Source organism: Paraferrimonas sedimenticola, assembly GCF_002282855.1.
GTDB lineage: Bacteria > Pseudomonadota > Gammaproteobacteria > Enterobacterales > Shewanellaceae > Paraferrimonas > Paraferrimonas sedimenticola.
Window position 1 is genome coordinate 1 of the sequence record NZ_NRIR01000009.1, and the last position, 15,574, is coordinate 15,574.

Sequence of the window (15,574 nt, forward strand, 5' to 3'; positions counted from 1 at the left end):
TCTAATCCATTGGTTAAATGCTCTTTTTGAAGAGCCTATACTATTTTGGCCAAAATACGAACGACCGCTAAGGGCCATACTGAGCCCGTCATACCATCTCTAAAAACCCTTTCATGGTTAATTTCTGCGCACTCAATTAGCCACTAAAGTTCTTTACCGTTGAATCTCTAATTCTGTCTAAGACTATACACCCTGTTGCTCTTAAATTCGTTATTTTCCGCTTCTAGTCTCGCTAGACGATTTCGCTCTAACACTTCCCACTTTCCAACAATGACTCCGCTGACTCTAAGGAATGCATAAATCAATCCTAAGATCGGGATACCATATAGACCAAACAAACCAAATTGAATGTTATCTCTCGTTACAACTGAAATCAGCACAGTGACTAAGGTAACTGTTCCAATGAAGCTCGCAAAATATCCATAGAATTTGAAAAAGTTGCTCATTTGTAGTCCAGCCAAGCCTAATCCATTTGGTTTAAACCTAGCAGACTGCGACACATAATGTTGAATATCGCTTTGGGTAAGTTGGCCCTGAACGGGATGCAATGAACCATCGGAGAGATTGGCTGAATACGAACGGCAACCATGTGCCCGGTCAGTACACAAACTAGCTGGATTCCCAGTCAAGCCGGGAATGACACACGGGAGCGGGCCAACTAAAGCCCGTAGCAACTAGCTGGATTCCCAGTCAAGCTGGGAATGACACGCGGGAGCGGGCCAACACCTCCCAAGCGGAAAAGCTCAATCAACGAGTCAAAAAAACGGGCAGCCCTTAGACTGCCCGTTTCAATTCATTCGCGTATTAATCCCAAAATTTAACCAATCTTGGTCAAACCGCCCATGTAGCTTTGCAAGACTTCTGGGATCTCAATGCTGCCATCCGCTTGCTGGTAGTTTTCCAAGATAGCTACCAGAGTACGGCCAACCGCTAGACCAGAACCGTTCAAGGTGTGCAGAAGCTCTGGCTTCTTGGCACCGACTGGACGGAAGCGAGCTTGCATGCGACGGGCTTGGAAGTCCTGCATGTTCGAGCAAGAGCTGATTTCGCGGTAGGTGTTTTGTGCTGGAAGCCAAACTTCTAGGTCGTAAGTCTTAGCGGCACCAAAGCCCATATCACCGGTACACAGGATCACCTTGCGATACGGCAGGCCCAGCTTTTGAAGAATCACTTCGGCGTGGCCGGTTAACTCTTCTAGCGCTTGCATCGAATCTTCAGGCTTCACCAACTGAACCAATTCCACCTTGTCGAACTGGTGCTGACGAATAAGACCGCGAGTATCACGACCGTATGAGCCCGCTTCTGAGCGGAAGCAAGGCGTATGAGCGGTCATTTTAATCGGTAGTGCTTTCTCTTCCGCAATGGTATCGCGCGCCATGTTAGTGAGCGGCACTTCAGCGGTTGGGATAAGGCTTAAGCCCTGGCCTTCTTCGGTGGCAGGCTTGGTGTGGAACAAGTCTTCGCCAAACTTAGGCAGTTGACCAGTACCGCGCAGGCTGTCGGCGTTTACCAAATAAGGCACGTACATTTCGTCGTAACCGTGCTCTGTGGTGTGAGTGTCCAACATGAACTGAGTCAATGCGCGGTGCAAACGAGCTACTTGGCCTTTCATCACTATAAAGCGCGAGCCGGTTAGCTTAACCGCGTTTTTGAAGTCCAACCCGTCTACGGCTTCGCCTAGGTCAACGTGGTCTTTTACTTCAAAGTCATATGTCTTTGGCTCACCCCAGGTCAGCACTTCAACGTTTTCGTCTTCGTCTTTACCGACCGGTACTTCGTCCGCTGGCAGGTTAGGAATACCGGCAGCAATGTCGTTCAGTTCGGTTTGCAGTTCGCTAAGCTCGGCTTTTTTGGCGTCCAGTTGGTCGCCTAGGTTGGCCACTTCCGCCAGCAAAGGCTGAATGTCTTCGCCACGAGCTTTGGCTTGACCGATAGACTTGGAGCTGGAGTTACGCTTGGCTTGAAGCTCTTCGGTCGCTACTTGCAGCGACTTACGCTTAGCTTCCAATTCGTTTAGACGGCTTACATCCAAAATGTAGCCACGGGTTGCCAATCGTTCGGCGGCGGTTTCAATGTCACTTCTTAGAAACTTTGGGTCCAGCATGGTTATTCGTCTTATCGGTAAAATTCAGTACTTAGGGAGCGATTTAAGCCCCCTGCGAAAATTGGCCTAAGTGTAACAAAAGGGTCTGCTTAACTCAGTACCTTTTTTGCTCGGATGTGTCATCGAGCGCCTGTAATCGCTGCATTTTCTCGGCAATTCGCTTTTCAAAGCCGCGATCGCTGGGTTCGTACAGTCGATGTCCGGCCAAATCGGCCGGTAAATACACCTCGCCAGCTGCGTATGCATTGGGTTCGTTGTGAGCGTAGCGATAGCCCTCGCCATGACCAAGGGATTGCATCAGCTTGGTGGGCGCATTGCGCAGATGATGCGGTACTTCTAGGTGATGGGTCTCTTTGGCTAGCTCCAACGCTGCCTTAAATCCGCTGTAGAGTTTGTTGCTCTTCGGCGCACAAGCCAGATACACGGCAGCTTGCGCAATAGCTCGCTCACCTTCAGCAGGTCCGACACGATGAAAACAATCCCACGCATTGAGCGCCACTGTCATCGCCTGAGGATCCGCATTGCCCACGTCCTCAGAGGCAATGGCTAGCAGACGTCGAGCGGCGTTAAGCGGGTCACCCCCGCCCACCAAAATCCGGGCATACCAATACAGCGCCGCGTCAGGATCGCTACCGCGAATCGATTTGTGCAAGGCCGAGAGTAAATCGTAATGGGCATCGCCGCCCTTATCAAACGCCGCCACATTCAAGCCGGACACTTCGGCCAGTTGATCCGAAGTTAACGTATCGCCATCTTCCAGCATGTCGCTAGCCAGCTCCAACAAATTGAGCGACTTGCGCCCATCACCGTTAGCTAGCTTGGCAATCGCACTAAGACACTCGGGCTCAGCCTCGATGTTACGCTTGCCCAAACCACGCTCGCTGTCAGTTAGCGCCTTTTGCAGTAGCGCCACCAACTCAGTCTCGCCTATGGGCTTAATCTGATAGACACGAGCGCGAGACAACAGCGCGTTGTTAAGCTCAAACGACGGATTTTCGGTAGTGGCACCAATAAATACCACTGTGCCGTCTTCGATAAAGGGTAAAAAGGCGTCTTGCTGAGATTTGTTAAAGCGATGCACCTCGTCCACAAACAACAGAGTTTGCTGGCCTTTGGCATCGGCCACTTGCTGGGCATTGGCAATCGCGGCGCGAATGTCTTTCACCCCTGAGGTCACTGCGCTAATTCGCTCCACGTGAGCATCCACGTAGCGGGCAATCAACTCGGCTAAGGTGGTTTTACCGGTTCCCGGTGGCCCCCACAGAATCATTGAATGGCTACGGCCGGCTTCTAGCGCCTTGCGCAGCGGCTTATTCGGTCCAAGCAAGTGCTCTTGCCCTAGGTAGTCCTCTAAGCACACTGGCCGCATTCTCGCGGCCAGTGGTTCAAAGTCCTTGTCAAACGCCAGTCCCAACTCAGGGCCTTTGGTCATCCAGATCCACTCCTTCCGGTAACTCAAACACAAACAGCTGAGGATCAACCGTGCTTTGGTGGGCGCTTAGGCTAAATAACGTGGTATTGCCTTGGGCATCTAGCAGCTCCAAACTCGCTAAGTTATCGCCTTCAAAACACGCTTGCGCGTTTCTGAGTAAACTTGGGTTCGCGCCAGAGAGTAGTTCAGGTTTAGGCTGAATCTGATAACACTGCCCTTGTTGCTCGACTTGGTAATCTTGCCAGGCAGAGCTGTCGGACTGTACTAACAGTGCCATGGGTGAGGCTTGCATGGCTTGGGTCAAGGTCATCACTGACACTTGCTCGATGAATGGGTTGTACACCCACAGGTCGGTACCATCGGCCACAATCAGCGACTCATCAGGCTCGGTGGCGTGCCAGTTAAAGCGATTTGGGATAGCAATACTCAAAGTACCCTTGCCCTGTTGTAGCAATTGACCGTTCACATCCGTTACCTTTTGCTCAAAGGTACTAGTGAACTCGGCATTAGCCTGCATCTGTGCTTGCAGCGCGTCGCGACTGGCGTCATCGGCCAATGCTGACGTGCTAAGGCCAGTAATTGCCAGCCCGGTTAGAATCAGTTTTTTCATTAATCCACTTTGACTGGCGGCGGTGCCAGCACTTCTCGGTTTCCGTTATGGGATGGTGTACTTACGACGCCAGCACCTTCCATTTGTTCAATAATGCGAGCGGCACGATTGTAACCAATCTTAAATTTGCGTTGCACGCTTGAGATAGAGCCGCGACGAGACTCGGTCACAAACATCACGGCTTCGTCGTAGAGAGGATCCGTATCTTCATCGGTTTCAGCGGCCTCGCCAGGCATCAATACCTGCTCGCCTTCGCTTGTACCGGCCAAAATCTCTTCTAAGTAATCCGGCTCTGCCCTTTGCTTCCAGTCGGCCACCACACGGTGAACCTCGTGATCGTCAACAAAGGCGCCGTGAACTCGAACGGGCACACCTGTACCCGGTGGCAAATAAAGCATGTCACCCATACCTAACAGAGTCTCAGCGCCCTGCTGATCCAAAATGGTGCGGGAGTCAATTTTAGACGATACCTGGAAGGCCATACGAGTCGGCACGTTGGCTTTAATCAGACCGGTAATCACGTCTACCGACGGACGTTGAGTGGCCAGAATTAAGTGAATACCTGCGGCACGGGCTTTTTGAGCGATACGAGCTATCAGCTCTTCCACCTTCTTACCAACAATCATCATCATGTCGGCAAATTCATCGACCACCACCACAATCGATGGCATTTTCTCAAGCTTGGTAGGTTGTACCGCCATAGATTCAGTTGGGTTCCACAGCGGATCCATGATGGCCTCGCCCTTGGCTTCGGCCTCGGCAATCTTGGCGTTGTAGCCTTTGAGATTACGCACACCCAATGCCGACATTAACTTGTAGCGACGCTCCATCTCGCCGACGCACCAACGCAGCGCGTTGGAAGCTTGCTTCATGTCGGTTACGACTTCGCACAACAAGTGTGGAATGCCCTCGTATACCGACAATTCCAGCATTTTCGGGTCAATCAGAATCAGACGCACATCTTCTGGGCCACTCTTATACAGCAGCGACACAATCATGGTGTTCACGCCCACCGACTTACCCGAGCCAGTAGTACCGGCCACCAACAAGTGCGGCATCTTGCCTAAATCCACCACCACAGGTTGACCGCCAATATCGGCGCCTAACACCATGGTCAGGTTCGACTTGCTGTCTTCAAAGGCTTTGGTATCCAGCACGTCGCGCATGAACACGGTTTCGCGGAATTTGTTTGGCAGTTCGAGGCCAATCACCGACTTACCAGGGATGACTTCCACTACGCGTACCGATACGGCGGATAAAGCACGCGCCAAGTCTTTGGCAAGACCGGTGATCTTAGACACCTTGATACCCGGCGCTAGATCCAGCTCGAAACGGGTGATCACCGGACCAGGACACACATCCACCACTTGCGCTGTGATATTAAAGTCGAGCAGTTTGGCCTCGACCAAACGCGCCACTTGGTCGAGCTCTTCTTGGCTAATCGGATTCTCGGTGCGATTCGGTACGTCTAACAGGCTAATGTCTGGTAGCGGCGGCATCGCAGGTTTGGCTGACGCTTTTGGCAGTACCACTTGCCCGTCGACAATCTTGGCTTTGCCATCGTCGGCGCTGTCGTCGCTAGGCCAAGGCGCATCTCCGCCATCGCTAAATTTGTTGTCCAATTCATCTTCTAGTGCATCGTCTTTGGCACACTGAGGTAAATCGTCGACAGCAGGCTTTTCGCCAAAGTTGGGTTCGAGACGGTTGGCTTCTAGCTCATCGTTCAAAGAAGACGCCAATACAGGCTCGGCTCGCTTTGTCGTATCTGACGTCGGCTCTCGTCGCTCTTGCTCTTGCGCTTGCGCTTCGCTATCGCGTTTGGCCCTAAAGCGATTGACTATCGACATAAAGCGGCTGGTGTCATCGGTGCCCTCTTCTGCCTTGGCGTCATCCACATTGGCCGCAGGCTCGTCGGTTTGACCATCACCACTAAAGTGCTTCGGAATGCTCCATAACCAAAGGCCGGCCACAATACACCAAGAACCAATCGATTCCACCAGAGTAATCCAAGACACGCCAGTTAGCAGAGTGAATCCTGCGCCAACAAACCACAACAGAATCAGGGTAGTACCTAGCTGGCTGAAGTATGGCAGCATGGTGCTACTGATGACATCGCCAATCACACCGCCAGCGGAGAAGTAATATATGTCGTTGGCATTCATGCTCGCCAACGAGGTCATACCGCACAGCATTAGTAGAAAACCAATGATCCGCAGGCCAACCGCAAAATAATCCACTTCGGCTAAGTGTTTTGGATGACGGAAAATCAACAGGCCCACAGCGATGATGATCGCCGGCATCACCCAGGCAGAGAAGCCCATGATGTAAAACAGGACGTCGGCGACCCAAGCGCCAACGCTACCCGCGTAGTTTTTGATTTCTTCGTTTAGGCTAGTTTGGCTCCAGGCGGGATCGGCGGCGTCAAAGCTGGCAAGGGCAATCACCACGAACGTGGCGGCCAGACCGCAAAAAATAAGCCCGCCTTCTAGAAGGCGTTGTACACCGGATAGTGTTTTTGTTTGTTGTTGGCTCAAACTGTCAACCTCGACCCTGAGTTTGATCTCTGCTGATGCCTAAGATATCAGAGGATTTTGGAAAAATCAGCGCAAAAGCCCAGCAGTAAGCCCAAAGCTAGAGGCTTACCGCACTTTTTGCCGATAACGCGAATAACGGTCTAATCTTCGTTGTTCAGTACTGCAATGTGATTGGTTTGCTTAACCTCTTCCATTACCACATAGGTACGGGTGTCCGATACTGACGGTAGGTTTAGCAAGGTTTCGCTGAGCAACTTGCGATAGGCCGACATGTCGGACACACGAGTTTTTAATAGATAGTCGAAATCACCAGATACCAAGTGACACTCCTGAATATCATCTAAGCTTTGAACCGCACGGTTAAAGCGGTTGAACACTTCTGGGGTGTCGCGATTAAGGGTGATTTCTACGAAGACCAAAAGAGAAGCACCTAAGTAGTGCGGGTTGACCAAGGCGGTATAACCGTTGATATAGCCTTGTTTCTCAAGACGTTTCACGCGCTCAAGGCAAGGAGTAGGACTCAAACCTACGCGCTTTGACAATTCAACGTTTGAAATCCGGCCATCTTTTTGGAGTTCGCTAAGTATATTGCGGTCAATTCTATCCAGATCTTTCACTGGCTTCTTGGCTTGATTGGACATACGTTTATTCTTCTTTTCCCTGTTAAAAAAGCGTTTTGTCTGGCAAATAGGATAATAACAGCAGCAAACACTGCAATTTTGCTCTTATACTAGCATCCTGCGCAGGGTGATACGCCCTGCCCTGATAAAACACTATATAACAAACCGCGCGCCGGTAAAAATTATCTGTGAGGCAAAAAAATGATCATTGGTGTACCAAAAGAAATCAAAAACCACGAATATCGTGTCGGCATGGTGCCAGCAAGTGTTCGCGAACTGATTCAACGTGGCCATCAGGTACTAATCGAAACTAAAGCTGGTAACGGTATTGGCTTTAGCGACGAAGACTATCAAAACGTAGGCGCGGACATCATTGATACCGCCGCGGAAGTGTTCGCCAAGGCGGATATGATTGTTAAAGTTAAAGAGCCTCAAGCGGTTGAACGCGCCATGCTGCGCAAAGACCAAATCCTGTTTACTTATCTACACTTGGCCCCTGACCTACCACAAACTCAAGAGTTGGTAGATAGCGGCGCTGTGTGTATTGCTTACGAAACCGTAACCGATAACCGCGGTGGACTTCCTCTGCTTGCGCCTATGTCCGAAGTGGCTGGTCGTATGTCAATCCAAGCCGGCGCACAAGCGCTTGAAAAGTCACGCGGTGGTCGTGGCATGCTACTTGGCGGCGTACCGGGTGTTGAGCCTGCCAAAGTGGTCATCATTGGTGGTGGTATGGTAGGCCGCAACGCTGCACAAATGGCAGTGGGCATGGGCGCTGATGTAACCATTCTTGACCGCAACATCGACGTGCTACGCGCACTGAACGTTCAGTTCAACAACACTGCCAAAGCGGTTTACTCAACCGCTGATGCCATTGAAAAGCACGTGCTAGAAGCCGACTTGGTGATTGGCGGCGTACTGATCCCAGGTGCTGCTGCTCCTAAGCTGATTACTCGCGAGCACATTGCCAACATGAAGCCAGGTGCAGCGATTGTGGACGTAGCCATTGACCAAGGTGGTTGTGCTGAGACTTCTAAGGCAACCACTCACCAAGACCCAACTTACATCGTTGATGAAGTGGTTCACTACTGTGTGGCTAACATGCCAGGTGCGGTTGCACGCACTTCAACTTTCGCGCTTAACAACGTGACTCTACCTTACATCATTCGTCTAGCCGACCAAGGTTACAAGACCGCACTGAAATCCGATGCGCATTTGATGAATGGTTTGAACGTAATGCACGGTCATATCACCTGCAAAGAAGTTGCCGAAGCCCACGAAATGGCCTTTGTTGACCCAAACAGCTTGTTCTAAGTAGGGTTTAACGAACAAAGGGAAGCGCTTGCTTCCCTTTTTGTTATCAGCACATTCGATTTTTCGCATGCCGCTTTGCTTTACCCCACCTAAGGATTTCCTTAGAATTCGAGCCAGTTTAATTTAAAAGGATTGCCACAAGGCGAATAGCACCATGAGCGATGTTAAGCACTTTCCCCTTTTGATCTTGGGTTCCGGCCCTGCAGGATACACAGCTGCAGTTTACGCAGCTCGCGCCAACCTAAATCCAGTGCTGATCACTGGGATGCAGCAAGGCGGCCAATTGACCACCACTACCGAAGTGGAAAACTGGCCGGGCGATGCCGACGACCTGACCGGTCCACTGCTGATGGAACGCATGCAAAAGCACGCCGAGAAGTTTGATACCCAAATTATCTTTGATCACATCAACGAAGTGGACTTGCAACAGCGTCCGTTTCGTTTAAAAGGCGACAATGGCGAATTCACCTGTGATGCGCTGATTATTGCCACCGGTGCGTCAGCCATGTACTTGGGCCTAGAGTCTGAAACCGCCTTCATGGGTAAAGGCGTATCAGCCTGTGCTACCTGTGACGGTTTCTTCTACCGTAACCAAAAGGTTGCCGTGGTTGGTGGTGGTAACACCGCTGTTGAAGAAGCGCTATACCTGAGCAACATCGCCTCAGAAGTTCACTTGGTGCACCGTCGCGACACCTTCCGCGCCGAGAAAATCCTAGTAGACCGTGTGATGAAAAAGGTCGAGGAAGGCAAGATTATTTTGCACCTAGACCAAACCTTAGACGAAGTCTTGGGCAACGACATGGGTGTTACTGGTGTTCGATTGCGCCACAAAGCCGATGACTCGCTCAGCGAGCTAGAGGTCGCAGGTGTATTCATTGCCATTGGTCACAAACCAAACACCCAAATGTTTGAAGGCCAACTGGAAATGGACAATGGCTATCTGATTGTAGAAAGCGGACTGCGTGGTAACGCCACTCAGACCAGCATTGAAGGCGTATTTGCCTGTGGCGATGTGATGGACCAAATCTATCGCCAAGCGGTAACCAGTGCCGGTAGTGGTTGTATGGCCGCCCTAGACGCTGAGCGTTACCTAGAGAAACAAAACGCCTAAACTCTACAGAGTCTTGTAAAGCCCTCAGGCCAAGGTCTGGGGGTTTTGTCTTTTTAAGGAATGGTCCTTGTCACCAATGTCTTTGCTGAAACTCCAAATTGTCACCGCGCTGTTGACTATCAGTGTGCTGCTCGGTGGTTGTGGCTATGTTGCTGTTAAATCGGACATGCAATTGGCCGGTGGCCATTATCCGCAACAACAGCTTGAGTCTCGCGAGTTTGGCCTGCTGGTGTGGAATATTCACAAAGAAACCGGACAGCGACAATTTCAGCAAGAGTTCCTTCAATCGATTGTGGCGCTCGAGCCAGATTTTGTGCTACTGCAGGAAGTCGACCTATCGGTGGAGAGTCGCGCTTGGTTTAGCGAGCTGACTCAGTACGGCTGGGAATATGTGGCCAATCTGTATCAGCCTGAGTTTGATAGCTACTCAGGGGTACTCACTCAAGCCAAAGTCCGCCCGGATATGCGTTTGGCCCGATTGACCAGCATTACCGAACCCATCACGGACACGGCCAAGCCCACCTTAATCACTCGCTACCCGATTGCCGGCAGCGATCAAAGCTTAGTGCTGGTAAATTTACACGGAATTAATTTTCAACTGACGCTCAAAGCGTTTGAGCAGCAACTGGGTAAGGTGCAAGAGTTGTTGGGCGGCCATCTAGGTCCGGTGATCATCGCTGGTGATTTCAACTCTTGGAGTCCGCAACGGTTGCAGTTTTTAGAGGAATTACGTGGCTGGATGTCACTGGCGCAAGTGGATTTTGGCGAGCAGCAAACCGAGTTGGCATCCTTTATGGGTTATCCGCTAGACCATATCTTTTACAGCGAGAACTATTTGGAACTGATACCCAACAGCGCCCATGTTCACAGCAATCTAGAGTCTTCTGATCACCGCGCCATGAGCGCTCGCTTTCACTTGAAAAATCTCGACTAATTACATCGCCTTATCGACGCGAACATATCCAGTGAGATACACCACGCGAACCTCATCACCGGCCTTAAACACCATGCCCGGATCATAGTCTTGCATGATCATAATGCTTTGGCCTGAGTCTTGTTTAACCATCAACTCCACCAACTTATGACGCACCTTGTAATGGCTGGGATTGGAGCGGTTGGCAATCGAACCACCGGCAATTGCACCAAGTACCGTGGCAACGTCTTGTCCATAACCTCCGCCGAACTGAGCACCAATAATGCCGCCGAGCAAGGCGCCGCCAAAGGTCTTCCAGCCTGAGTTGCGATCGCGTACCAACTCTTCTTTGGTCACAGTGCGAACCGACTCAATTGAGCCGTACTCGACTTTTTGTACCGGAACCGCTTGGTTGCGGTCATAAGCCATACTGCTAGTTGCTGATAAACTGAGCATTAGGCCCATCAGAATGGCCACAAAAATAGAGCGAGTCATACCTACCTCCTAGCTTTAGCTCAGTAGCATAATACCCTATGCAACCGCCCTTGCGAATTGGCAACCGCTGAACCCTAGCTTACAATGAATCGAAAAGTCGTTGGAGTTGTTCCCCATCAACCATCAGATCTACTACCTTCACGAAGAGGAGCTGGGCTTTCCCTGCCCGACCACTGCGGTTCGAGAACCCAATGGCTTATTGGCCATCGGCGGTGACTTGTCGCCCGATAGATTAATGGCAGCCTACTATAACGGTATCTTTCCCTGGTTCAACGAAGGCGACCCGATCCTGTGGTGGTCTCCCACCCCAAGGGCCGTGTTTCACCCAGCCGATTATCGCCCATCGCGCTCACTTGCTAAGTTGTACCGAAAGCACCCTTGGCGCTTAACCGTCAATCGCAGTTTTGATGAGGTGATTGATGCCTGCGCCGAGCCCAGAGCCAACGAGCCTGAGACTTGGATTCATCCGGCCATGATCCAGGCGTACCGTCAGCTACACCGACAAGGACACGCTCACTCTGTCGAAGTTTGGTTAAACGATGAGCTGGTCGGTGGCCTTTACGGCATCTGCGTTGGACGAGTCTTCTGCGGCGAGTCCATGTTCCACCGAGTCAGTGGTGCCTCAAAAATTGCCTTTTGGCAGGCTATGCGCCTTTTTCACAACTTGGGCATTGAGCTGGTGGACGCGCAACTAGAGAACCCTCATCTGATGAACCTAGGTGCGGAATTAGTGACGAGAAATCAATTTCTTAGCGAGCTCAAGCGCTATCGCGACAAATCGCTTCCCGAACTCAGTTGGATACCCCGCAGCTTGATCGCATAATTCCTGCTCGACCGCGCGATACAGACCTTTTCTCAACTATGGGTTATGCTTTACACAGAGGGTCAAATGTTGCATCATAGCGGCGTTTTTTATTTTGAATCAGTTTAAGAATTAACGGGAAGTCCACGCAAAATGGCGAAAGAAGACAGTATTGAGATGCAAGGCACCATTCTAGAAACCTTGCCCAACACCATGTTTCGGGTAGAACTAGAAAACGGCCACGTAGTTACCGCACACATCTCAGGTAAAATGCGCAAAAACTACATCCGCATTTTGACTGGCGACAAAGTCACAGTACAACTTACTCCATACGACTTGAGCAAAGGCCGTATCGTATTCCGCGCGCGCTAATCCCGAGCTGCACCGAATGCCAAAAAGCGCTTACTGAATAAGCGCTTTTTTTGTGTCCGCTAAAAAGCCCTAAAAAGACACTGTTCTACTTTACCCCAGGCGTAAAAAAGCGGCGCTAGCGCCGCTTTAAATCTAACCTAGAAACATTCAGATATTAGCTCGAAGAAGGTGTTTTCTCTGGCGCCTTTTTAGCGACATACTCTAGGGTTAGCCCTTCATCGTCAACGCCTACATTGACATCACCACCTTGAGTCAGCTCGCCAAATAGGATCTCGTTGGCCAGTGGCTTCTTGAGGTTTTCCATGACAATCCGAGACATGGGTCTGGCACCCATGGACTTGTCGTAACCTTTTTCTGCAAGCCAGGTTCTGGCTTCATCGCACACGTGCAAGGTCACTCGTTTGTCGTCCAACTGGGCTTGTAGTTCAACCAAGAACTTGTCCACCACTTTGGCAATCACAGTCATATCAAGATGATTAAACCAAACAATGCCGTCTAGGCGATTGCGGAATTCCGGGGAGAACACTCGGTTAATTTCACTCAGCGCATCATGAGAGTGGTCTTGCTGCTGGAAGCCTATGGACTTGCGCACCGTTTCTTGAACACCGGCGTTGGTGGTCATCACTACAATCACGTTGCGAAAATCCACTTTTCGACCGTTGTTATCGGTTAAGGTGCCGTGATCCATCACTTGCAGTAGCAAGTTGTAAATGTCGGAATGGGCCTTCTCGATTTCGTCGAGTAGCACCACTGAGTGCGGGTTCTTAATCACCGCATCGGTGAGTAAGCCACCTTGGTCAAAGCCCACATAACCAGGAGGCGCACCAATCAAACGCGACACAGTATGCGACTCCATGTACTCGGACATATCAAAGCGCAGCAGCTCGATGCCCAGCGCTTTGGCCAGTTGCGAGGTAATCTCCGTTTTACCGACACCGGTGGGCCCTGCAAACAAGAAGCTGCCCACAGGCTTGTCTTCACCGCCCAAGCCTGAGCGAGACAGTCGAATCGCAGAGGTTAAGCTGTCGATGGCCTTGTCTTGACCAAATACCACCATTTTCAGGTTGCGGTCTAGGTTCTTCAACAGTTCTACATCGGACGCCGACACTGACTTTTCAGGGATCTGCGCCATCTTAGAGATGATGCTCTCAATGTCGTGCTCGCCAATGTTTTTCTTGCGCTTACCTTGCGGTAACAAGGCCACGCGAGCCCCTGCCTCATCGATAACGTCAATGGCTTTATCGGGCAATTGACGCTCGTTGATGTACTTAGCCGCCAATCGCGCCGCTGCCGACATGGCCGATGACGAATATTTAACACCGTGATGCGCCTCGTACTTAGGCTTGAGGCCCATAAGGATTTTGGTGGTCTCGGAGATGCTTGGCTCTTTGATATCCACCTTTTGAAAACGACGAGCCAAGGCGCGATCTTTTTCAAACACGCCCTGATACTCGTGATACGTGGTCGATCCTATGCAGCGCAACTGACCGTTGGACAACAGAGGTTTTAGTAGATTAGAGGCGTCCATCATGCCGCCAGAAGCCGCACCTGCACCAATAATGGTGTGGATTTCATCGATAAACAGAATCGCGTGCTTGTCCTGTTGCAGCTGCTTTAACACGCCCTTGAAGCGCTTCTCAAAATCACCTCGATACTTGGTACCGGCCAACAGACCACCCAGGTCTAGCGAATAAATGATCGCATCTTGCATTACCTCAGGGGCTTCGCCGTGAACGATTCGGTAGGCCAAACCTTCAGCAATCGCAGTTTTACCCACGCCTGCTTCACCCACTAACAGAGGGTTATTCTTGCGGCGACGACACAGGACCTGAATGCAGCGCTCCATCTCATTGTGACGGCCGATTAGCGGGTCGATGTGACCATCTTTGACCAGTTGGTTGAGATTGGAGGAGTATTGGCTGAGCGGGTTATCCGCTTCGTTGACTTGAGTCGCTATCTCTTCGTCGGCTTCGGCGTCGTTAGACGGGCTGTCGTGCTTGGCCACGCCGTGAGAGATGTAATTCACCACATCGAGACGGTTGATGTCGCTGCGGCGCAAGATGTACACCGCCTGACTTTCTTGTTCGCTAAAGATGGCCACCAACACGTTGGCGCCATTGACTTCGTTTCGTCCCGAGGATTGGACGTGAAACACAGCGCGTTGCAATACCCGCTGAAAGCCCAGGGTTGGCTGAGTTTCTCTTTGTGAGTCTTCCGCAGGAATGATTGGCGTTGTCTGTTCGACAAATTCGGTGATTTCTGCCTTTAACTTGGCAATATTCGCCCCACAGGCATCGAGCGCTTCTACCGCCTCAGGATTTTCTAGCAATGCTAGCAGCAAGTGCTCTACCGTCATAAATTCATGACGAGCATCGCGCGCCTGTTGAAAAGCCGCGTTCAAGGTCAGTTCGAGTTCTTTATTTAGCATGGCACCCCCAAGTGTCGCTTATGCATCCGTTGCCGCTACCCTTTTTCCACTGAACACAATAAAGGGTGCTGATTCTCTCTGGCATACTGGTTAATTTGCATAGCTTTTGATTCTGCAACGTCTTTACTATAGACCCCACAGACCGCTTTGCCTTCATTATGAACCGTAAGCATAAGCTGCACGGCTTGTTCTTCGCTCATGACGAAGAATAAACGCAATATCTCGACAACGAAGTCCATCGGCGTGTAATCATCGTTGTTCAAAATAACTTTATACATCGGAGGTGGTGCAAGGACTTCCTTTTCAACAACCAACTCTTTTGCAAAATCAAAGTCGTTCTCTTGGCCCATGGATTTAGCTTAGCCTCTCATTTTTGGGTTTGCTAATTGGATTGTACCCAATAAATAAATGTTAGAAAGATGTTAATTAATTCTTGACAGATTAAGAACATGCTTACATTCTGGTATTTGAGTGATCGATATCAATGAATCGAACTCTCACATAATACTGGGAAGGATAGCGAATAAGGAAGCAGAAGTATGGCAATGGGCACTGTGAAGTGGTTCAACAACGCCAAAGGTTTTGGTTTTATTTGTCCAGAAGAAGGTGGCGATGATGTGTTTGCACATTATTCAACCATTCAAATGGAAGGCTATCGTACGTTGAAGGCCGGCCAGCCTGTGAACTACGAAGTCGAGCAAGGACCAAAAGGCATGCATGCCTCTGAGATTAGTCCTGTTAAATAAAAATCGATTCGACGAATCGCTTTTTATTTAAAAACTGAAAAAGGCAACCGCAAGGTTGCCTTTTTGTTTGCTTCTGTCATTGCCGCTTTGGCC

At 50.5% G+C, this 15,574-nt stretch carries 14 protein-coding genes; 6 read left to right on the forward strand and 8 right to left on the reverse strand.

Features of this window, described 5'->3' with window-relative positions; all coding sequences use genetic code 11:
- Window positions 1-817: 817 nt before the first annotated feature.
- The 5 genes from serS to lrp form a co-directional block, all read right to left on the reverse strand.
- Window positions 818-2,104 (reverse strand): serine--tRNA ligase, encoded by a 1,287-nt coding sequence (gene serS, locus CLC93_RS14805; RefSeq protein WP_095506768.1) that lies wholly within the window; start codon window positions 2,102-2,104, stop codon window positions 818-820.
- Between the two features lie 94 nt (window positions 2,105-2,198).
- Window positions 2,199-3,536, reverse strand: a complete 1,338-nt coding sequence (locus CLC93_RS14810) for a replication-associated recombination protein A (protein WP_095506769.1) — start codon at window positions 3,534-3,536, stop codon at window positions 2,199-2,201.
- On the reverse strand, window positions 3,520-4,146 hold the full coding sequence (gene lolA, locus CLC93_RS14815; RefSeq protein WP_095506770.1) for an outer membrane lipoprotein periplasmic chaperone LolA: 627 nt from the start codon (window positions 4,144-4,146) through the stop codon (window positions 3,520-3,522). Before lolA ends, CLC93_RS14810 begins: the two co-directional genes overlap by 17 nt.
- On the reverse strand, window positions 4,146-6,680 hold the full coding sequence (locus CLC93_RS14820) for a DNA translocase FtsK (RefSeq protein WP_095506771.1): 2,535 nt from the start codon (window positions 6,678-6,680) through the stop codon (window positions 4,146-4,148). The genes lolA and CLC93_RS14820 overlap by 1 nt, the downstream gene beginning before the upstream one ends.
- 140 nt (window positions 6,681-6,820) lie before the next feature.
- Window positions 6,821-7,321, reverse strand: coding sequence for a leucine-responsive transcriptional regulator Lrp (lrp, locus tag CLC93_RS14825; RefSeq protein WP_095506772.1), 501 nt, complete (start codon window positions 7,319-7,321; stop codon window positions 6,821-6,823).
- 180 nt (window positions 7,322-7,501) lie between these two features.
- On the opposite strand from lrp, the gene ald reads away from it, so the two are divergent.
- From ald to CLC93_RS14840, 3 genes are all read left to right on the forward strand, one after another.
- Window positions 7,502-8,614, forward strand: coding sequence for an alanine dehydrogenase (ald, locus tag CLC93_RS14830; protein ID WP_095506773.1), 1,113 nt, complete (start codon window positions 7,502-7,504; stop codon window positions 8,612-8,614).
- Window positions 8,615-8,768: 154 nt separating this feature from the next.
- Window positions 8,769-9,725, forward strand: a complete 957-nt coding sequence (gene trxB, locus CLC93_RS14835) for a thioredoxin-disulfide reductase (protein ID WP_095506774.1) — start codon at window positions 8,769-8,771, stop codon at window positions 9,723-9,725.
- 76 nt (window positions 9,726-9,801) lie between these two features.
- The gene (locus tag CLC93_RS14840) at window positions 9,802-10,659 is read left to right on the forward strand and encodes an endonuclease/exonuclease/phosphatase family protein (protein ID WP_095506775.1); all 858 of its coding nucleotides are present in this window, start codon (window positions 9,802-9,804) and stop codon (window positions 10,657-10,659) included.
- Here the strand turns inward: CLC93_RS14840 and CLC93_RS14845 are convergent, their stop codons facing one another.
- On the reverse strand, window positions 10,660-11,133 hold the full coding sequence (locus CLC93_RS14845; RefSeq protein ID WP_211286885.1) for an outer membrane lipoprotein: 474 nt from the start codon (window positions 11,131-11,133) through the stop codon (window positions 10,660-10,662). It lies immediately after the preceding gene.
- Window positions 11,134-11,248: 115 nt separating this feature from the next.
- Between CLC93_RS14845 and aat the strand changes: the two genes are divergently transcribed.
- Window positions 11,249-11,956, forward strand: a complete 708-nt coding sequence (gene aat, locus CLC93_RS14850) for a leucyl/phenylalanyl-tRNA--protein transferase (protein WP_095506884.1) — start codon at window positions 11,249-11,251, stop codon at window positions 11,954-11,956.
- A gap of 132 nt (window positions 11,957-12,088) precedes the next feature.
- Window positions 12,089-12,307 carry a translation initiation factor IF-1 gene (gene infA, locus CLC93_RS14855; protein ID WP_037439960.1) on the forward strand — a complete coding sequence of 73 codons (219 nt, stop codon included), beginning with the start codon at window positions 12,089-12,091 and terminating at the stop codon, window positions 12,305-12,307.
- Window positions 12,308-12,461: 154 nt separating this feature from the next.
- Here infA and clpA read toward each other — a convergent pair whose 3' ends face one another.
- Both clpA and clpS read right to left on the reverse strand, forming a co-directional pair.
- Entirely contained in the window at window positions 12,462-14,735 is a 2,274-nt protein-coding gene (gene clpA / locus CLC93_RS14860; RefSeq protein ID WP_095506776.1) for an ATP-dependent Clp protease ATP-binding subunit ClpA, read from the reverse strand.
- A 35-nt stretch (window positions 14,736-14,770) separates the two neighbouring features.
- A complete protein-coding gene (clpS, locus tag CLC93_RS14865) occupies window positions 14,771-15,085 on the reverse strand; it encodes an ATP-dependent Clp protease adapter ClpS (RefSeq protein ID WP_095506777.1) in 315 nt (104 codons plus the stop codon).
- Window positions 15,086-15,274: 189 nt separating this feature from the next.
- On the opposite strand from clpS, the gene cspD reads away from it, so the two are divergent.
- Entirely contained in the window at window positions 15,275-15,481 is a 207-nt protein-coding gene (gene cspD / locus CLC93_RS14870) for a cold shock domain-containing protein CspD (RefSeq protein WP_095506778.1), read from the forward strand.
- Window positions 15,482-15,574: the final 93 nt, after the last annotated feature.